At 57.7% G+C, this 19,702-nt stretch carries 18 protein-coding genes; 16 read left to right on the top strand and 2 right to left on the bottom strand.

The features are described 5' to 3' along the window. Nucleotides 1-157: 157 nt before the first annotated feature. The 11 genes from ACQQ2Q_RS09515 (at nucleotide 158) to ACQQ2Q_RS09465 (ending at nucleotide 10,371) form a co-directional block, all read left to right on the top strand. Nucleotides 158-481, top strand: a complete 324-nt coding sequence (locus tag ACQQ2Q_RS09515; RefSeq protein ID WP_428186835.1) for an FtsB family cell division protein — start codon at nucleotides 158-160, stop codon at nucleotides 479-481. A gap of 148 nt (nucleotides 482-629) precedes the next feature. After that, nucleotides 630-1,676: a pyruvate dehydrogenase (acetyl-transferring) E1 component subunit alpha gene (gene pdhA, locus ACQQ2Q_RS09510; protein ID WP_428186834.1), complete on the top strand. Its 1,047-nt coding sequence runs from the start codon at nucleotides 630-632 to the stop codon at nucleotides 1,674-1,676. Between the two features lie 17 nt (nucleotides 1,677-1,693). Then, complete coding sequence (locus ACQQ2Q_RS09505) at nucleotides 1,694-3,097, top strand: pyruvate dehydrogenase complex E1 component subunit beta (protein WP_428186833.1); 1,404 nt, start codon at nucleotides 1,694-1,696, stop codon at nucleotides 3,095-3,097. A gap of 15 nt (nucleotides 3,098-3,112) precedes the next feature. Continuing rightward, nucleotides 3,113-4,453 carry a pyruvate dehydrogenase complex dihydrolipoamide acetyltransferase gene (locus ACQQ2Q_RS09500; protein ID WP_428186832.1) on the top strand — a complete coding sequence of 447 codons (1,341 nt, stop codon included), beginning with the start codon at nucleotides 3,113-3,115 and terminating at the stop codon, nucleotides 4,451-4,453. Between the two features lie 92 nt (nucleotides 4,454-4,545). Next, nucleotides 4,546-5,184, top strand: a complete 639-nt coding sequence (locus ACQQ2Q_RS09495) for an SGNH/GDSL hydrolase family protein (RefSeq protein ID WP_428187474.1) — start codon at nucleotides 4,546-4,548, stop codon at nucleotides 5,182-5,184. 71 nt (nucleotides 5,185-5,255) lie between these two features. After that, nucleotides 5,256-5,525: a YdcH family protein gene (locus ACQQ2Q_RS09490; protein WP_428186831.1), complete on the top strand. Its 270-nt coding sequence runs from the start codon at nucleotides 5,256-5,258 to the stop codon at nucleotides 5,523-5,525. An 83-nt stretch (nucleotides 5,526-5,608) separates the two neighbouring features. Next, nucleotides 5,609-7,054 (top strand): dihydrolipoyl dehydrogenase, encoded by a 1,446-nt coding sequence (gene lpdA / locus ACQQ2Q_RS09485; protein WP_428186830.1) that lies wholly within the window; start codon nucleotides 5,609-5,611, stop codon nucleotides 7,052-7,054. Between the two features lie 75 nt (nucleotides 7,055-7,129). Continuing rightward, nucleotides 7,130-7,384, top strand: a complete 255-nt coding sequence (locus ACQQ2Q_RS09480; protein ID WP_428186829.1) for a GlsB/YeaQ/YmgE family stress response membrane protein — start codon at nucleotides 7,130-7,132, stop codon at nucleotides 7,382-7,384. A gap of 125 nt (nucleotides 7,385-7,509) precedes the next feature. Continuing rightward, complete coding sequence (gene lipA, locus ACQQ2Q_RS09475) at nucleotides 7,510-8,487, top strand: lipoyl synthase (RefSeq protein WP_428186828.1); 978 nt, start codon at nucleotides 7,510-7,512, stop codon at nucleotides 8,485-8,487. Between the two features lie 255 nt (nucleotides 8,488-8,742). Beyond that, entirely contained in the window at nucleotides 8,743-9,786 is a 1,044-nt protein-coding gene (locus tag ACQQ2Q_RS09470) for a phytanoyl-CoA dioxygenase family protein (protein WP_428186827.1), read from the top strand. Between the two features lie 132 nt (nucleotides 9,787-9,918). Continuing rightward, nucleotides 9,919-10,371, top strand: coding sequence for a type II toxin-antitoxin system RatA family toxin (locus tag ACQQ2Q_RS09465; protein WP_428186826.1), 453 nt, complete (start codon nucleotides 9,919-9,921; stop codon nucleotides 10,369-10,371). Here ACQQ2Q_RS09465 and ACQQ2Q_RS09460 read toward each other — a convergent pair. After that, nucleotides 10,356-10,862 carry a CinA family protein gene (locus ACQQ2Q_RS09460; protein WP_428186825.1) on the bottom strand — a complete coding sequence of 169 codons (507 nt, stop codon included), beginning with the start codon at nucleotides 10,860-10,862 and terminating at the stop codon, nucleotides 10,356-10,358. The genes ACQQ2Q_RS09465 and ACQQ2Q_RS09460 overlap by 16 nt on opposite strands. Beyond that, a complete protein-coding gene (locus tag ACQQ2Q_RS09455) occupies nucleotides 10,859-12,076 on the bottom strand; it encodes a bifunctional 2-C-methyl-D-erythritol 4-phosphate cytidylyltransferase/2-C-methyl-D-erythritol 2,4-cyclodiphosphate synthase (protein WP_428186824.1) in 1,218 nt (405 codons plus the stop codon). Before ACQQ2Q_RS09455 ends, ACQQ2Q_RS09460 begins: the two co-directional genes overlap by 4 nt. A gap of 156 nt (nucleotides 12,077-12,232) precedes the next feature. Between ACQQ2Q_RS09455 and dusB the strand changes: the two genes are divergently transcribed. The 5 genes from dusB (at nucleotide 12,233) to ACQQ2Q_RS09430 (ending at nucleotide 19,689) form a co-directional block, all read left to right on the top strand. Beyond that, a complete protein-coding gene (gene dusB, locus ACQQ2Q_RS09450; RefSeq protein WP_428187473.1) occupies nucleotides 12,233-13,261 on the top strand; it encodes a tRNA dihydrouridine synthase DusB in 1,029 nt (342 codons plus the stop codon). After that, nucleotides 13,258-14,403, top strand: a complete 1,146-nt coding sequence (locus tag ACQQ2Q_RS09445; protein ID WP_428186823.1) for a two-component system sensor histidine kinase NtrB — start codon at nucleotides 13,258-13,260, stop codon at nucleotides 14,401-14,403. The genes dusB and ACQQ2Q_RS09445 overlap by 4 nt, the downstream gene beginning before the upstream one ends. Continuing rightward, entirely contained in the window at nucleotides 14,400-15,851 is a 1,452-nt protein-coding gene (ntrC, locus tag ACQQ2Q_RS09440; RefSeq protein WP_428186822.1) for a nitrogen regulation protein NR(I), read from the top strand. The genes ACQQ2Q_RS09445 and ntrC overlap by 4 nt, the downstream gene beginning before the upstream one ends. Nucleotides 15,852-16,064: 213 nt before the next feature. Continuing rightward, a complete protein-coding gene (locus tag ACQQ2Q_RS09435; RefSeq protein WP_428186821.1) occupies nucleotides 16,065-18,335 on the top strand; it encodes an ATP-binding protein in 2,271 nt (756 codons plus the stop codon). Beyond that, nucleotides 18,325-19,689, top strand: a complete 1,365-nt coding sequence (locus ACQQ2Q_RS09430) for a sigma-54-dependent transcriptional regulator (RefSeq protein ID WP_428186820.1) — start codon at nucleotides 18,325-18,327, stop codon at nucleotides 19,687-19,689. The genes ACQQ2Q_RS09435 and ACQQ2Q_RS09430 overlap by 11 nt, the downstream gene beginning before the upstream one ends. The last annotated feature ends 13 nt before the right edge of the window (nucleotides 19,690-19,702 follow it).

Here is a 19,702-nt window from a genome sequence, read left to right as displayed (position 1 = left end):
AGCCCGCGCCGGGAAACCGGGGCGGGCTTTTTGTCGTGACCGTGCGGCGTGCGACAGACAAATTCTACCGGTTTCTGACAGGGTCAACGATCGGTTAAACAATCAGAGCTAATTTGAACGCTTAGTTGAGTACCGCGTATCAAGGCCATACCCCCGCATGTGGACCCGCCATCATAAAAAACGTAAAATCGGTCGCCTGGTTCTCCCAGCGGTGACCATCGCCTTTCTGGGCTATTTCGGCTATCATTGCATTCATGGCGACTACGGTCTGATTGCCGCAGAGCATTTCGAGAAGCGTAGGGTCGTGCGTGAGCGAGAGCTTGCAGCGCTTGTGGATCAGCGGAAGACGCTGGAGAATCAGGTGGCGCTGATGAGCGATGGGTCGCTTGAGAAAGACATGATCGATGAGAAGGCGCGATATCAATTGAATATGTCGCGTCCCGATGAAATTGTGATCTTCAATAGCTATTTCAAGAATTAACTTGAATTCGGTTAATCTTCAATTTCCGTTAAAAAACATAGACTTATTCGGAATGCTAGGCATGCATTTATGGCATTGCCGGGCTGCCGTTTCTTGCTTATTGTACGCGACAACAAACATATCGCCCATAAAACCCAGGGAGGGATGAATGGCGCCGCGAAAACCCGCGTCTACCGCAGGACGCAAACCTGCTTCCAAAACAACCAAGACGGATTTTGAGCACGGCGCAGTCGCCGAGTTCAAGAAAGATCAGGAGCTTTCCGCCTATCGGCAGATGCTTTTGATTCGCCGTTTTGAAGAAAAAGCCGGCCAACTTTATGGCATGGGCTTCATCGGTGGTTTCTGTCACCTCTATATCGGTCAGGAAGCTGTCGTTGTTGGCATGCAGATGGCGCAGAAGGATGGTGACCAGGTCATCACCGGTTATCGCGACCACGGTCACATGCTGGCAACCGGCATGGAAGCGCGCGGCGTGATGGCGGAACTGACGGGACGCCGGGGCGGCTATTCCAAGGGGAAGGGTGGCTCCATGCACATGTTCTCCAAGGAAAAGGCCTTCTATGGCGGCCACGGCATCGTTGGCGCGCAGGTGTCGCTCGGAACCGGTCTGGCCTTTGCCAACCGCTACCGCGACAACAAGTCGGTCTCGATTGCGTATTTCGGCGATGGCGCGGCCAACCAGGGCCAGGTCTACGAGAGCTTCAACATGGCACAGCTGTGGAAGCTTCCGGTGGTCTATGTGATCGAGAACAACCGTTACGCCATGGGTACGTCGAACGCACGTTCGACTGCGCAGACCGATTACTCCAAGCGCGGCGCATCGTTCGGCATTCCCGGCATGCAGGTCGATGGCATGGACGTTCGGGCCGTGATGGCTGCAGCCGAACAGGCTCTCGAATATGCCCGCAGCGGCAAGGGTCCGGTCATTCTGGAAATGATGACCTATCGTTATCGCGGCCACTCGATGTCCGACCCTGCGAAATACCGTTCCAAGGATGAAGTGCAGAAGATGCGTTCCGAGCACGATCCGATCGAGCAGGTGAAAGCCCGTCTTATGGACAAGGGCTGGGCGAGCGAAGACGAGCTTAAGGCTCTCGACAAGGAAGTGCGCGACATCGTTGCCGATAGCGCCGATTTCGCACAGTCGGATCCAGAGCCGGATGTATCCGAGCTTTACACCGATATTTTGCTTTGAGCGGGGAGGCCTAGTTTATGACCGTAGAAATTCTCATGCCTGCCCTGTCTCCGACAATGGAAGAGGGCACCCTGTCGAAATGGCTGAAAAAGGAAGGTGACAAGGTCACGTCCGGCGACGTCATTGCGGAAATCGAAACTGACAAGGCGACCATGGAAGTGGAAGCCGTGGATGAAGGCACGATCGGCAAGCTGCTGATCGAAGCCGGCACCGAAAACGTCAAGGTGAACACGCCGATTGCTGTTCTTCTTGAAGATGGCGAAAGCGCCGATGACATCAAGGCTGGCGGTTCCGCATCCAAGGCCGAAGAAGCGCCTGCCGCTTCCGATGCGTCCGGCGGCAAGGCTCGCGAAGCCAAGGACGAGGCTCCGTCTGAAAAGGCACCGGCTGCGCCCAAGGTCGATGTTGCCTCCGATCCGGACATTCCGGCCGGTACCGAAATGGTGATGACGACCGTTCGCGAAGCACTTCGCGATGCGATGGCCGAAGAAATGCGCCGCGACGAAGACGTCTTCGTCATGGGCGAGGAAGTGGCTGAGTACCAGGGCGCCTATAAGATTACGCAAGGCTTGCTGCAGGAATTTGGCGCCAAGCGCGTCGTCGACACGCCTATTACCGAACACGGCTTTGCCGGTGTCGGCGTCGGTGCGGCGATGGCCGGTCTGAAGCCGATCGTCGAGTTCATGACCTTCAACTTTGCCATGCAGGCGATTGACCAGATCATCAACTCGGCCGCCAAGACGCTTTACATGTCGGGCGGTCAGATGGGTGCGCCGATGGTGTTCCGTGGTCCCAATGGTGCTGCTGCCCGCGTTGGTGCACAGCACAGCCAGGATTACGCGGCATGGTATAGCCAGATCCCCGGTCTCAAGGTCGTCATGCCGTATACGGCTGCTGACGCCAAGGGCCTGCTCAAGGCTGCGATCCGCGATCCGAACCCGGTTGTCTTCCTTGAGAACGAAATCCTCTACGGTCAGTCCTTCGAAGTGCCGAAGATGGATGATTTCGTTCTGCCAATCGGCAAGGCGCGCATCCACAAGAAGGGTAGCGATGCAACCATCGTCTCCTTCGGTATTGGCATGACCTATGCGCTGAAGGCCATCGAGGAACTGGAGAAGGACGGCATCGACGTCGAGTTGATCGATCTTCGCACCATTCGTCCGATGGATATTCCAACGGTGATTGAGTCGGTGAAGAAGACCGGTCGTCTGGTGACTGTCGAAGAAGGTTATCCGCAGTCGTCCGTCGGCACTGAAATTGCCACGCGCGTGATGCAGCAGGCCTTCGATTATCTCGATGCGCCGATCCTGACGATTGCTGGCAAGGACGTGCCGATGCCATATGCGGCAAACCTCGAAAAGCTGGCGCTGCCGAATGTCGGTGAGGTCGTACAGGCCGTTAAAACCGTCTGCTACAAATAAGGGGAGGCCTACACCATGCCGATCAATATCACGATGCCGGCGCTTTCCCCGACCATGGAAGAGGGCAATCTCTCCAAGTGGCTGGTGAAGGAAGGCGACAAGATCGGTCCCGGCGATGTCATCGCCGAGATCGAGACCGACAAGGCGACCATGGAAGTGGAAGCTGTTGATGAAGGCACGATCGCCAAGCTCGTTGTTGAAGCGGGTACCGAGGGCGTGAAGGTCAATGCCCTGATCGCGATCCTTGCCGAAGAAGGCGAAGACGTGAAGGAAGCAGCCGCCTCCGGTGGTGGTTCAGCAGCCCCGAAAGCCGATGCCGCGCCGGCCAAGCAGGAAGCCGCGTCAGCGGCTGCACCTGTCACGGATCAGGCACCGGCACCGTCTACACCTGCTCCGGTGACGAAATCCGGCGACCGGGTTTTTGCGTCGCCATTGGCACGCCGTCTGGCCAAGGAAGCGGGTCTCGATCTCACCGCTGTCTCCGGCACCGGACCTCATGGCCGTATCGTCAAGAGCGACATCGAAAAGGCCAAGTCCTCCGGTGGCGCGAAGGCTCCCGCTTCGGCTCCGCAGACGGGTGCAGCAGCACCGCAGGCGCCTAAGGGTCAGTCCGACGAGGCCGTTCTCAAGCTGTTCGAGGAAGGCTCTTACGAGCTTCTTCCTCATGACGGCATGCGCAAGACCATCGCTGCACGTCTGACAGAATCGCACCAGACTGTGCCATCCTATTTCGTGTCGATGGATTGCGAGCTGGATGCGCTGATGAAACTGCGTGCCGAGATCAACAAGTCGGCGCCGATGAATAAGACCGAGAAGGGCGAGGTTCCGGCCTACAAGCTCTCCGTCAACGACTTCATCATCAAGGCCATGGCGCTTGCGCTGCGTGACGTTCCATTGGCAAACGCCTCATGGACCTCGACGGCTCGCGTCAAGCACAAGCACTCGGATGTCGGCGTTGCCGTTGCCATTCCGGACGGTCTGATCACGCCGATCATCAAAAAGGCGGAGACGAAGACCCTGTCGACGATCTCCAACGAGATGAAGGACCTGGCCCGTCGTGCGCGTGACAAGAAGCTGAAGCCGGACGAATATCAGGGCGGCACGACTGCCGTGTCGAACCTGGGTATGTTCGGTGTCTCCAATTTCACCTCGATCATCAACCCGCCGCATGCCTCGATCGTGTCGATCGGTGCAGGCGTCGAGAAGCCGGTGGTGAAGAACGGTGAGATCAAGATTGCCAATGTCATGACAGCAACCTTCGCCTTCGATCATCGCGTGATCGACGGGGCGCTGGGCGCGGAACTGGCAGCGGCCTTCCAAAAGCACATCCAGAACCCGATGGGCATGCTGGTGTGATTTTTCTGACGCACCCCGTTCTCGGGGTGTGTCAGGGTCTCTGAGCCGGACTGTTTGGTCTTCATCTTTTGGTTGGAAATGGCGTGAGCAACATGAAATCCGTTCTGTGCTTTGGTGATTCCCTGACCTGGGGCTATGACCCGGTGAATATGGGACGGCATGCCTATGAGGACCGCTGGACAAGTGTTCTGCAAAAGGGGCTTGGGCACGGCGTTCGTGTTCTTGCCGAAGGATTGAACGGGCGCACCACAGCGTATGACGATCATCTCGCCGATTGCGAGCGCAATGGCGTGAAGCTTTTGCCGACCGTTCTGGAAACGCACAAGCCAGTCGATCTCGTCATTATCATGCTTGGCACCAATGACATGAAGCGCGGGATCGAGGGCACGGCCATCGGGGCTGCGAGCGGTATCAAGCGCCTGGTCAGCCTGGTGCGCAACCATGACTGGGGCTTCAATTTCGAGGGACCCGATGTTCTGATCGTCGCTCCGCCTGTTATCCGCGAAACGGCCAATGCGTTTTTTGCGGCCATGTTCAATGATGCGCTGGACGAAAGCGCGATGTTGGCAAGTCTTTATCGCGACATGGCGGATGAATTGAATTGCGGATTTTACGACGCAGGTTCGGTGGCCGAGACAACACCGCTGGATGGCATTCATCTGGATGCCGAGAATACGCGCGCAGTCGGTCGCGGTCTTGAGCCCGTTGTGCGCATGATGCTGGGCATTTGATCGGGATCAAGGAGAGAGACGAGGGAAAGTCTAGACTGGTGACATGAAATTCCAACACGGGAGAGATCACCATGTCGAACACACCCCACAAACTGGCGGATGAATTTCCGCAGTTCACGGCACTGATGCATCATCTGAAGGAGACAGATGGTCATTTTGCAAGATTGTTTGAGAACTACCAGACGGTGAACAGCGAGATCCATCGCGCCGAAACGAATATTGAGCCGACAGACGACGCCCACATGGAAGTCATGCGGAAAGAACGGATGCAGCTCAAGGATGAAATCTACGGGATGCTGGTTCGTCATGAACCGGAAGCCGAAATGCCGGATGTGAAATAACGCTGGCACGGGTGCTTCCAATCCCCAAAAGGGACGAGCGGTCAATCGCTTGGCCCATATGCAACGAAGGAGTGGAAGCACCCATGGCCAATGCTTATGACATCATCATTATCGGCTCCGGTCCCGGCGGCTATGTGGCGGCAATCCGTGCAGCGCAGCTTGGCATGAAGGTTGCCGTTGTCGAGCGCGAGCATCTGGCCGGCATCTGCTCCAACTGGGGCTGCATACCGACCAAGGCGCTGCTGCGCACCGCCGACGTGATGCACACGGCAACGCATGCCAAGGATTACGGGCTTTCTCTCGAAGGCTCCATCAAGCCGGATGTGAAGGCAATTGTTGACCGTTCGCGCGGTATCGCGCATCGCATGAACAATGGCGTCGGCTTTCTGTTCAAGAAGAACAAGGTCGACATCATCTGGGGTGAGGCCAAGATCACCAAACCCGGCGAGATCGTGGTCGGCAAGACGACCAAAGAGCCCGTTCTGCCCATGGGCCCTGTGCCGAAGAACACGCTGGGTGAGGGCACCTACACCGCCAAACACATCATCATTGCCACCGGTGCGCGTCCTCGTGCACTTCCGGGGATCGAGCCCGATGGCAAGCTGATCTGGACGTATTTCGAGGCGATGAAACCGGAAGAAATGCCGAAGTCTCTGCTGGTCATGGGATCGGGCGCGATCGGCATCGAATTTGCCTCCTTCTACCGCACCATGGGCGTTGACGTGACCGTGGTCGAAATCATGAAACAGGTCATGCCTGTCGAAGATGCGGAGATCTCGGCCTTTGCCAAGAAGCAGCTGGATAAACAGGGCATGAAGATCCTGCTGGAAGCCAAGGTTGCCAAGGTCGAAAAGGGGTCCAATTCCATCACGGCAACGATTGAGACCAAAGACGGCAAGACCCAGCAGATTACCGCTGACCGTATGATTTCCGCCGTGGGCGTTCAGGCCAATATCGAAAATATCGGACTTGAGGCCGTTGGCGTGAAGACTGATCGCGGATTCATTGTCATCGATGGCTACGGCAAGACAAATGTGCCGGGCATCTATGCCATCGGGGATGTCGCCGGTCCGCCGATGCTGGCCCACAAGGCCGAGCATGAGGGTGTCGTGTGCGTTGAAAAGATCGCCGGACTTCCAAATGTTCATGCCACCGACAAGTCCAAGGTTCCAGGCTGTACCTATTGCAATCCGCAGGTCGCCTCCGTTGGCATGACGGAAGCCAAGGCCAAGGAAGCCGGTCGCGATATCCGTGTGGGGCGGTTCTCCTTTGCCGCCAACGGCAAGGCCGTGGCGCTGGGCGAAGACCAGGGCATGGTCAAGACCATCTTCGACAAGAAGACCGGCGAATTGCTCGGTGCGCATATGGTCGGCGCTGAAGTGACCGAACTGATCCAGGGCTTTGTCGTTGCCATGAATCTCGAGACGACCGAGGAAGAGCTGATGCACACGATCTTCCCGCATCCGACGATTTCGGAGACGATGAAGGAAAGCGTGCTGGATGCCTATGGACGCGTGCTGAACGCTTAATGCATCTGCGTCTGGAACCATTTGTCGTCAACGGTGTTTGCGTTATGAATTTATTCAATCATCAAGGGGGCACACATGGATCTGAACGGCGTAGGACTACTAGGCGCAATCGTCATCGGCGGACTTGCCGGATGGCTGGCGGAACGCTTCATGCGCAGCAATATGGGGCTGCTCATGAATATCATCCTTGGGATCGTGGGAGCAGCGGCACTCAACTTCGTGCTGAAACTGGCGGGCATTTATACCGGCACTGGTTTGCTTGTATACCTGATCGTCGGTTTCATCGGGGCCTGCCTGTTGATCGCGATTGCGCGAATGGTTCGCCGTTAGCGTTCAACCTCCACCTATGCAAAAAGCGTTAGGCCGTCTTGCGTGAGACGGCCTGACTTTTTGCGTCTGACCGTCTATATTGATTGAAAGAAGTTCGCGGACGCGAGCAGTCTACAGGATATTTGATGGTTACCATTCTCGACAATATCACAGCGCCCAAAGAGCGCGCACGCCATCCGGAAAAAGCACACAAGCCCGACACCGAAGTGATGCGCAAGCCGGAATGGATCCGCGTTCGCGCGCCGACCTCCAAAGGTTATCAGGAGACCCGCGATCTGGTGCGCAGCCATAATCTGGTGACGGTTTGCGAGGAAGCGGGCTGCCCGAATATCGGTGAGTGCTGGGACAAGAAACACGCCACCTTCATGATCATGGGCGAGATCTGTACCCGAGCCTGCGCGTTTTGCAACGTGACCACCGGCCGGCCGAATGCGCTGGATATGGCGGAACCTGAAAATGTTGCCAAGGCCGTCAAGCAGATGGGCCTCAACCATGTGGTCATCACCTCCGTCGATCGCGACGATCTGGATGATGGCGGTGCCGAGCATTTCGAAAAGGTAATCTTCGCCATTCGTGCAGCATCGCCTGAAACGACGATCGAGATCCTGACGCCGGACTTCCTGAAGAAACCGGGTGCTCTTGAACGCGTTGTCGCTGCCAAGCCGGACGTCTTCAACCACAATATGGAAACCGTGCCGGGCAATTATCTGACGGTTCGGCCCGGCGCACGCTATTTCCACTCGATTCGTCTGTTGCAGCGGGTCAAGGAACTGGATCCAACCATGTTCACCAAATCCGGTATCATGGTGGGACTTGGAGAAGAGCGTAACGAAGTGCTGCAGCTCATGGATGACCTGCGCACTGCGGATGTCGATTTCCTCACCATTGGTCAGTATCTGCAGCCGACCCGAAAGCATCACAAGGTCGAAAAATTCGTCACGCCCGACGAGTTCAAGTCTTATGAGACCGTCGCCTATGCCAAGGGCTTCCTGATGGTGTCGTCTAGCCCGCTGACGCGCTCTTCGCACCATGCCGGCGACGACTTTGCCAGATTACGCGAGAACCGCGAAAAGAAGCTGGCGGCAGCGATTGCTGCTGAGTAAGCGTTTTTGATTCCAGCGTTTGAAAGCCCGGAGCGGTGGCGCTTCGGGCTTTCGTGTTTCGGTGTCGGGCCATCGTACTGCCAAATTCAGCCTGATCTCGAATGGCTGACTGACGCAGCGTCTGAGGGTGGGCTGCCCAAGGCGCTCAGGCGACAGCCGATCGCGTGCATCGCTGGACGTCAGTTCTGTCGACATGGGCGGATGAAGGCGCTAGACTTCGGGCGGGGGACTATATTTTCGGAGGTATGTCGCTACATGCTCCAGCAGATTAAGACTGCAGTGCTCTTACCATGGTATGCAATTTCCATCTTCACAGGAGAGAAGTCGTTTCGCCGCAATCCCATTCTCGGCTCCGTCCGGCTTAACAGACGCGGTCTCCATGTCTGGCGCGTCAAGCTGGCAGCGAGGATCGTCGCCTGGCGGCGTCAGTATCTCGAATATATGATCTCAGACGACGACCGTAACGCCTATGACGCGAACGGTTACATCGAAAAGCGCGACCTCTTGCCGCCGGACCTGTTTGCAGCTCTTGTCACGGAGATTGAAAATCTGCGGGTGCCTGCGCGAGAAATGTATGAAGGCAATGCAGTGACCCGTCGCACGCCGCTGACGCCGGACGTGGTCAAGGACAATCCGGCTATCAAGGCGTTCTTGGAGAGCAAGGAGTGGACCGGTCTGATTCGTTATATCGGCGGCTTCGATGTGGAGCCGGTGATCAGTGTGCAGACGATCTTCGCCGAGGCAACACCCAAGGGCAAAGGCAAGGATCCGCAGACAAACCTGCATATGGATACCTTTCATTCGACCGTTAAGGCCTGGTTTTTTCTCTATGATGTACCGATGGACGAGGGACCGTTCACCTATGTTCGGGGCTCGCACAAATTAACAAAGCGGCGTCTCGCCTGGCAGAAGCGCAAGAGCGTGCTTTCGGCACAGAATCATGCCGGTGGAGCCTTTCGCATTTCTCCAGGCGAACTCAAATATCTGCATTTGCCTGAACCGACCGCCTTTGCCGTGCCGGCCAATACACTGGTGGTTGGTGATACATTCGGCTTTCATGCGCGCGGCGCTTCAAGCCGGGCATCTGTGCGCGTGGAGATATATGCATCGCAGCGACCCAACCCGTTCCTGCCGGTCGTCGGCCTGGACACGGCGGCACTTCCTCTCGTGAAAGGCCGCAAGCAGGTCATTCCATGGGTGTTTGAAGATCTCGCCGTGAAGTTGGGGCTGGGCAAACAGAAGTGGTTTTCCGTTGGCAGACCAAAGCCGGGTGAGCCTGTCGCGAACGGAAAGGGGTGATCGGCTGTTGCGGCTATGCTGTCCTTGCGAAATGCAAATAGCTGCGGTGGTTGTGGACATTTACCGTTGAAATACAGACCAGAACCGGCGCTGTGCCTTGATCTGCAACGTATTGCCGCCTAAGTGGCATTTATGCCTCAATTTGAAACCACTCGTCATGTCCGCCACTCGCCCGATCGCATGTTCGATCTTGTGGCTGACGTGCAGCGCTATCCGGAATTCTTGCCGCTTTGCGATTCGCTTTCGGTGCGCTCGCGCAAGGAACGTGACGGCAAGATCCTGCTGGTGGCCGATATGACTGTTGGCTACAAGGCAATTCGCGAAACCTTTACGACCCAGGTGCTTCTGAACGAGGCCGAGCACACTATCGACGTCAAATATATCGATGGGCCGTTCCGCTATCTCGACAATCGCTGGCGTTTTCTGGCCGCGGGCGAGGGAGAGTGCGATGTTCATTTCTACATCGACTATGAATTCAAGAATCGCATTCTAGGGGCTCTCATGGGCTCGATGTTCGATCGCGCATTCCGCATGTTTGCCGAGGCTTTCGAGACCCGCGCAGACAAGATCTATGCGGTGTCCTGAGCGACTTTCATCAGCATTTCCAGCGCTGTTTTCACGGTCGCCAATCGCACGCCGTCACGGCCGAGATCGCCATAGCGCATGTCGCGGTGGAGCAGGGTACCCGTACGCGATTTGGCGGCCAGATGGACAAGACCGACCGGCTTGTCGGCCGAACCACCGCCAGGACCGGCAATGCCTGTGACAGCGACGGCCAGAGATGCACCCGATCGCTTCAATGCTCCATCAACCATCTGCAGTGCTGTCTGGCGGGAAACCGCGCCATATTCCATAAGGACCGCATTCGAGACGCCAATCATCTCGATCTTTGCGGTGTTGGAATAGGTGATATAACCGCGGTCGACGACGGCAGACGAGCCGGCGACCTCGGTTAGCGCGCCGGCAATCAGTCCGCCCGTGCAGGATTCGGCAGTGGCCACAGTCAGATTACGCTGCGTGAATTCGGTCACGATGCGGGTGGCCAGTTGTTCGATGTCGGCTGGGAACAGGCTCACGGCGTGTCATTTCGATAAATCACGGTCGCTGTGGCAATCGCCGCGATGCCTTCATTGCGACCGACGAAGCCGATCTGCTCATTGGTGGTGGCCTTGACCGAGCAGCGCTCGAGCGAGATGGAGAGGGTTTCTGCCAGTTTCTCCCGCATGGCCTGTCTATGCGGTCCGATCTTTGGTGCCTCGGCGATCAGCGAGACATCGGCATTCATGATCGTGCCACCGTTTTTGCGAACGATCTCGGCGGCGTGTTTCAGAAAGATATGTGAGGCTGCACCCTTCCATTGTGGATCGGATGGCGGAAAGTGGTCGCCGATATCGCCGGCACCGCAGGTCGCCAGGAGTGCGTCGGTCAGCGCATGAAGCGCGACATCTGCGTCAGAATGGCCATTCAGTTTGAGGTGGTGCGGGATGAATATGCCGCAAAGCCAGACACCATCACCGGGCTCCAATCGATGGACATCATAGCCGTTTCCGGTACGCACGTCGGGCAGGGCGCCATCCATACGGTGCTGTCCGGATAATGTCTGGTCGGCCATGTTGATATCCTGTCTGGTGGTCAGTTTGACGTTTTCGGAAGAGCTTTCGGCAATGCGAACCGGCACGCCTGCCCATTCTGCAATGGCTGCGTCGTCTGTGAAATCATCGCGGTTTTCGGCTGCTGCTCTTTCATGGGCGTCCAGGATTGTCTGGAAGTCGAAGCTCTGCGGGGTCTGGGCACCGTAGAGGCGTTCGCGTGAGACCGTTTCAGCGACCGTGCCATCCAGGTTGCCGCGCTTCAACGTATCTGTGACCGGGGCTGCGGGCAAAACGGCGGCTGCGCCGTCGGCCAGCATCGTCGCGATGCGGTCGAGAGTCACATGATCGATGAAGGGGCGCACAGCGTCGTGGATCATCACGTGCTGGACATTCTTGTCCTTCATCGCTTGAAGGCCGGCTCGCACACTTTGCTGCCGGGTGGCGCCGCCGATAACGGTTGTGATATTCGCATCGGATGTCAGAGTTGAGCGCGCTTCCTCGAAGAGGGCGCGATCATCGCCGTGAATGACTACGATGATTGGCCCCGCATCCTTCCAGGCGAGAAATCTCTCCAGCGTATGCACGATGACCGAACGTCCGCCGATCCGGCGATATTGTTTTGGCCCCTCAATGGAGGCGCCCGCGCGCTCGCCACGTCCGGCAGCGACAACAACTATCCCCGTGGTGTTTGCCTTCATGTGTTGCATCTGCACAAAAAATCCCGGACAAGTATCGGCGTTTCATGGCCCTGCTCTATCCCCGGGCGTTGGGCTTTTCCAGCAGTCGCTGTAAATTTTATGCATAGATTGACGAAACCCCTTGGCAAGCGCGAAAAGGGTGGCTAAAAATAGTGCATATTTTCCGCGTGCCCGAAAGATAATCACTTGTCTTCCAAAGCGCTTCATACTCCATTCGATATCGGGCCCATCGCAATTCGCAACCGTATCGTACTGGCTCCCATGTCGGGAGTGACCGACCTTCCGTTCCGCAAACTCGCACTGCGTTTTGGCGCCGGACTTGTCGTGACCGAGATGGTCGCTAGCCGCGAGCTTGTGCACAACACCGCTGAGTCCTGGTCGCGCCTGAAGAGTGCAGGCTTCAAACCGCATATGGTTCAACTCGCCGGACGCGAGGCCCTATGGCTGGCAGAGGCCGCCCGGATGTGCGAAGCCGAGGGTGCCGATATCATCGATATCAATATGGGCTGCCCGGCCAAGAAGGTGATCGGCGGCTATGCGGGCTCTGCCTTGATGCGCGACCCTGATCACGCGCTGTCTTTGATCGAGGCAACCGTGAAAGCGGTAAAGGTGCCAGTGACCTTGAAAATGCGTCTCGGCTGGGATGAAAACTCCATCAATGCGCCCGAGATCGCCCGTCGGGCTGAAGAGGCCGGTGTGCAGCTGATTACCGTACATGGGCGGACGCGCATGCAGTTTTACGAGGGGCGCGCCGATTGGGATGCGATTGCGGCGGTGCGCGACGTGATCTCGGTGCCGCTGATTGCCAATGGCGATGTCGACACGGTCGAGGATGCTGACGAGATCCTGCGGCGCTCTGGTGCAGATGCCGTGATGGTCGGTCGGTCCTGCCAGGGGCGTCCATGGCATGCCGGTGTGCTGGCCGGCGCTACTGCGCCTGACAATCTCTCAGATGTCATACTCGAACACTACGAGATGATGTTGGAACACTACGGCGAGAACGTCGGCGTTCGCCATGCCCGTAAACATCTCGGCTGGTACATGGAGCGGCTGGTGCCGGACATTGCCAGCCAAGAGAAAGCGGCGGTGATGACGTCCAAGGATGTCAAATTCGTCAAGGATGCCTTGCGCCGCATATTGACAGACAGTGCCCAGGTCGGGGCACGACGCCAGGAGGCCGCATGACATCTGCAGACCCGACCTCTGCCCAAAATTCACTGGCCATGGCTGTGCTGAATGCCGTGCAAAACCCGGTCATTCTTGTGGATGCTGCCGGTCTCATCTCTTTTGCCAATTGGGAGGCGGAAGCCTTTTTCGGTGCCAGTGCCAGCCACTTGGCTCGTTATCGCATTTCCACATTCATACCCTTCGGTAGCCCGCTGCTGGAACTGATCGATCAGGTGCGCGAGCGTCGCGGGCCGGTCAACGAATACCGTGTCGACCTTTCCTCGCCGCGGCTCGGGCAGGACAAGCTGGTCGATCTTTACGTCGCACCGGTGGTTAGCGAACCGGGCTCTGTGGTCGTTGTCTTTCAGGAACGCTCCATGGCCGATAAGATCGACCGGCAGCTGACCCATCGTGCGGCCGCCCGTTCGGTGACCGGTCTTGCCTCGATGCTGGCACATGAGATCAAGAATCCGCTATCCGGCATTCGCGGTGCGGCCCAGCTTCTGGAAAGCTCGGTCGAAGACGAAGACCGGGCGCTGACACGTTTGATCTGCGATGAGACCGACCGGATTGTCTCCCTTGTCGACCGCATGGAAGTGTTCTCCGACGAGCGCCCCGTCGACCGCGTGGCCATCAATATCCATTCGGTGCTCGACCATGTTAAGGCGATCGCCAAAGCCGGTTTTGCGCGCAATATCAAAATCAGCGAGAGCTACGATCCGTCTCTGCCGCCGGTCTATGCAAATCGTGATCAGCTGGTGCAGGTATTTCTCAATCTGGTGAAAAATGCCGCTGAAGCGGTGGGGGATCGTGCCGACGGCGAAATCCAGCTGACGACAGCCTACCGGCCGGGCATCCGCCTTTCGGTTGCCGGATCGCGGGAGAAGATCTCGCTACCGCTGGAATTTTGTGTGCATGACAATGGACCCGGCGTGCCGGAGGATTTGGTGCCGCATCTGTTCGACCCTTTCATTACCACCAAGACAAACGGATCCGGTCTCGGTCTGGCGCTGGTTGCCAAGATCATCGGCGGGCATGGCGGCATTGTCGAATGCGACAGCCAGGCCAACCGGACGACATTCCGTGTCTTGATGCCCGTATCGAAGGCGCTTGCGCCTGAAGACCTGACCGCTGAGCAATCCATGGGAAGCCTTTCATGACCGCCACGATTCTCGTCGCAGACGACGACGCCGCGATCCGAACCGTTCTCAATCAGGCGCTCAGTCGCGCCGGTTACGATGTCCGTATCACCTCCAATGCAGCCACACTCTGGCGCTGGGTTTCGGCCGGCGAGGGCGATCTGGTCGTCACCGATGTGGTGATGCCGGATGAAAACGCCTTTGACCTTCTGCCACGCATCAAAAAGGCAAGGCCTGACCTGCCGGTGCTGGTGATGAGTGCCCAGAATACCTTCATGACCGCCATCAAGGCCTCGGAGAAGGGCGCCTACGATTACCTGCCGAAGCCCTTCGACCTGACCGAGTTGATTGCCATTATCGGGCGGGCGCTATCCGAGCCGAAACGGCGACCGGCAAAGCTCGACGACGACATGCAGGATGGCATGCCGCTGGTTGGCCGTTCGGCAGCGATGCAGGAAATCTACCGTGTGTTGGCTCGTCTGATGCAGACAGATCTGACGCTGATGATCACCGGGGAATCCGGAACCGGCAAGGAACTGGTGGCCCGCGCGCTTCACGATTACGGCAAGCGCCGCAACGGTCCTTTTGTCGCCATCAACATGGCCGCCATCCCGCGCGATCTGATCGAGTCGGAACTGTTTGGCCATGAGAAGGGCGCGTTTACCGGCGCGCAGACGCGTTCCACAGGTCGGTTCGAACAGGCAGAAGGCGGCACGCTCTTTCTCGACGAAATCGGCGACATGCCGATGGACGCGCAGACCAGATTGCTGCGTGTTCTGCAGCAGGGTGAATATACCACTGTGGGCGGACGCACGCCCATCCGTACCGATGTGCGCATCGTCGCCGCCACAAATAAGGATCTGAAGACAACCATCAATCAGGGCCTGTTCCGCGAGGATCTGTATTACCGGTTGAACGTGGTGCCCCTTCGTCTGCCGCCTCTACGCGACCGCGCCGAGGATATTCCCGATCTGGTGCGGCACTTCGTCCAGACCGGGGAGAAGGAAGGTCTCGATCCCAAGCGTTTCGAAACTGAAGCGCTGGAAGTGATGAAGGCCTATCCGTGGCCCGGCAATGTGCGCGAGCTGGAAAACCTGATCCGCAGGCTGATGGCGCTTTATCCGCAGGACGTGATCACGCGCGAGATTGTGGAGTCTGAACTGCGTTCGGATGTGACTGACAGCCCGATCACCAAGTCGGGCATGGCCAGTGGTCCACTGACGATCGCCCAGGCGGTGGAAGAGAACATGCGCAGTTATTTCGCCAGTTTCGGCGAAGGCCTGCCTCCTTCGGGGCTTTACGAGCGTGTCCTTACTGAAATGGAATATCCGCTGATCCTGGCGGCGCTTACTGCAACGCGCGGAAACCAGATCAAGGCAGCAGATCTTCTTGGTCTCAACCGCAACACACTGCGCAAGAAGATCCGCGAACTGGGTGTGTCGGTCTACCGCAGTTCCCGCTCGGCTTGACAAGTCGGCGGCGGCCGTTGCAATTTCGCCACAAATCGTTGCTCAAAAGCCACGGAAGTGTTTAGTGAGTCCGGGACGATAGGTCAGTCGGGTTTGCGGTCACGAAGTGAATTTTGATTTGCCGACCTGGCTGGTCCTGAAAATCATAAGGTCGGCGGTTTCGGTATGTTTTGCCGATCATACCGGCAAATGCGTTTAGCAGTGGGGGACATAATGGTCAGGCGGGTCATCGCCAGCACGTCGGATGGGGAGGGAGCACCGCTTCATGACCGCCGTGCCTCCTTTGCCATGCCGGGCCTTCTGGTTGCCGGCGGTGCGCTGCTCTGCGCGATCCTGACGCTCCCCGTTCTTCTCGGTCTGACGCCCATTGCCCCCACATCGAATGTGCTGGTCGCGTCCGCCGTCATCAATGCGATGTTCGTTCTGGCGTTGATGTATCTGATCGGCAGGGAAGTCGTTCGTCTCTTTAGTGCGCGCACCAAGGGGCGAGCCGCTGCGCGTCTGCATGTCCGTATCGTTGCGCTTTTTTCGATTATCGCCATCACGCCGGCCATCCTTGTCGCGATCTTCGCTTCGATCACGCTCAATGTTGGACTGGACCGCTGGTTTTCCATACGAACCCAGTCCATCGTTTCGTCCTCCATGAATGTCGCCCAGGCCTATATGCTGGAAAATGCCAGCTATCTGCAGGGCCAGACCATTTCAATGGCCAACGACCTGGAGCGAAATCGCGCGTTGTTCTTTCTTGATCGTAATGGCTTTGTGGAGCTATTGACGCGTCAGGCGAAAGGGCGCGGTATGCTTGGCGCCTTTCTGGTGCGCCAAGATGGCTCCGTCATCACACAGGCGACGATCGATACCGAAAAACCTTTGCCGGCCATTCCGACGGATGCGCTGAAAAGTGCCTCAGCGGGACAGCCAACGCTTATTCCGCCAGGTGTCACCAATCTGGTGGGCGCCATCATCAAGCTTGAGCAGATTTCAGGTGCGTTCCTCTACACGATCCGGGCTGTCGACCCGAAGGTCATGGCCGCCATGCGGCAGATGGAGGAGAATACCGCCGAATACAAATCGATGGAGCAGGGCCGTGCCTCGCTGCAGATTGCCTTCGCGATCCTTTATCTGGGCTTTGCACTGATCGTTCTGTTGGCGGCCATCTGGACGGCAATCGCGGTTGCTGACCGCATCGTGCGGCCGATCCGTCTTTTGATCACGGCAGCCGACAACGTGGCCTCCGGCAATATGAATGTGGTTGTTCCGGTGCGCGTAGCCGACGGCGATGTCGGAAGCCTGTCACGCACCTTCAACAAGATGATCTCGCAGATCCGCACGCAACACGATGAAATTCTGGAAGCCAAGGATGAGGTGGATGACCGCCGTCGCTTCATCGAGGCCGTGCTTTCGGGTGTGACGGCTGCCGTGATCGGCGTTGAGGAAGACAGGTCGATCACCATCGTCAACCCGTCGTCGGAGTATTTCCTGTCGATGGATGCCGACAAGCTGATTGGCCGCAAGCTTGCTGATGTGGCGCCGGAAATCGATCTGGTGGTCCTCGAAGCCGCCGCTCGACATCGCGGTGAATTCCGTAAGCAGATCAATCTGGTGCGCGGCGGCAAGGAGCGCACGCTGAATATTCGCGTGACGCGTGAAGAAAATCGCGGCAGCGCTGAATCCTATGTCGTGACCCTCGATGACATCACGGACCTGGTGATTGCCCAGCGGTCGACGGCCTGGGCGGATGTTGCCCGGCGCATCGCTCATGAAATCAAGAACCCGCTTACGCCGATCCAGCTTTCCGCCGAGCGTTTGAAGAGGCGTTATGGCAAGCAGATTGACGAAAATGACCGTGCCGTCTTCGACCAGTGCACAGACACGATTGTGCGACAGGTGGGCGATATCGGCCGGATGGTGGACGAATTCTCAGCCTTTGCACGCATGCCCAAGCCGACGAAGGAAAGAGCGGATCTGCGCGATATCCTGAAGGATTCCGTTTTTCTGCGCGAAATCTCGGATGTCGACATCGCCTTCTTGCGCGAATTTGGCGACGATCCGCTGCTCGGCAGCTTCGATGCCCGCATGCTGGGACAGGCCTTTGGCAATCTGATCAAGAATGCGGTCGAGGCGATTGAGGCGGTGCCGGCGGACGAACGGCCGGAGAAGGGCAAAGTGCTGGTTTCGGCACAATTTGATGCGGTCCAGGACCGTTTCGTGGTGGATGTGATCGACAATGGCAAGGGTCTGCCGACCGAGAACCGCCACCGCATTCTGGAACCTTATATGACGATGCGCGACAAGGGCACCGGCCTTGGTCTCGCCATCGTCAAGAAAATCATTGAGGAACATGGCGGACAGATCGAATTGCACGATTCACCGGTCGATTTTGACAGCCGGCGAGGCGCGATGATCCGCGTATTGCTGCCACGTCTGGAGGCGGTCACACCCGCCGAAGACGAGAATGACAAGGAAGTAAGTTATGGCGTCTGACATTCTGGTCGTTGATGACGAGGAAGATATCCGCGAAATCGTCTCCGGTATCCTGAGCGATGAAGGGCATGAAACGCGCACCGCGCATGATGCTGACAGCGCACTTGCGGCGATCACTGATCGGGTGCCGCGACTGGTCTTCCTGGACATCTGGATGCAGGGGAGCCGGCTGGATGGTCTGGCACTGCTTGACGAGATCCGGGCACGGCATCCCGATTTGCCCGTTGTCATGATTTCCGGCCACGGCAATGTCGAAACAGCGGTTTCGGCGATCAAGCGTGGGGCCTTCGATTTTATCGAAAAGCCCTTCAAGGCCGACCGGTTGATCCTGATTGCCGAGCGTGCCTTGGAAAACTCCAAGCTCAAGCGTGAAGTGTCTGAGTTGAAGAAACGCGCTGGCGACAGCGCGGAATTGATCGGCACCTCGGTTGCCGTTTCGCAACTGCGCCAGACCATCGAGAAGGTTGCGCCGACCAACAGCCGTGTGATGATTGTCGGCCCGTCCGGCAGTGGCAAGGAACTGGTGGCGCGCATGATCCACAAGCGTTCGGTGCGGGGTGGTGGACCCTTTGTTGCACTGAATGCTGCTGCGATCACACCCGACCGCATGGAAATGGCGCTGTTCGGTTCCGAAGGTGCGCCCGGTCAGGCGCGCAAGATCGGTGCGCTGGAAGAGGCTCATCGCGGTATTCTCTATCTCGACGAAATCGCCGAAATGCCACGCGAGACACAAAACAAGATTCTGCGTGTTCTTGTCGATCAGCAGTTCGAGCGCGTGGGCGGAACCAAGCGGGTGAAGGTCGACGTGCGCATCATCTCGTCGAGCGCCTATAATATCGAGGCATTGATTGCCGAGGGGCGGTTCCGCGAGGATCTGTTCCACCGATTGGCTGTTGTGCCGGTCAGAGTGCCGGCGCTCGCCGAACGGCGCGAGGATATTCCGTTCCTCGTCGATATGTTCATGCGTCAGGTGTCGGAACAGGCCGGTATTCGTCAGCGCCGCATCGGTGACGACGCCATGGCTGTGCTGCAGGCCAATGAATGGCCGGGCAATATCCGCCAGTTGCGCAACAATATCGAGCGCCTGATGATCCTGGCTCAGGGTGACGGGCCGGATACGCCGATTTCGGCCGACATGCTGCCAACCGATCTGTCTGACATGCTGCCGAAGATCGCGGCGCGGGACGACGCGCACATCATGACGCTGCCACTACGCGAGGCTCGCGAAATGTTCGAGCGCGATTACTTGATGGCGCAGATCAACCGATTCGGCGGAAACATCTCGCGGACGGCGGAGTTCGTCGGCATGGAACGCTCGGCACTTCACCGCAAGTTGAAGTCGCTTGGCGTTTAAGCTGACCGCGTCC

The organism is Agrobacterium sp. ES01 (genome assembly GCF_050320885.1).
GTDB lineage: Bacteria > Pseudomonadota > Alphaproteobacteria > Rhizobiales > Rhizobiaceae > Allorhizobium.
Note: the sequence above shows the minus strand (reverse complement) of the source record. Positions and strands in the feature narration are given on the sequence as shown.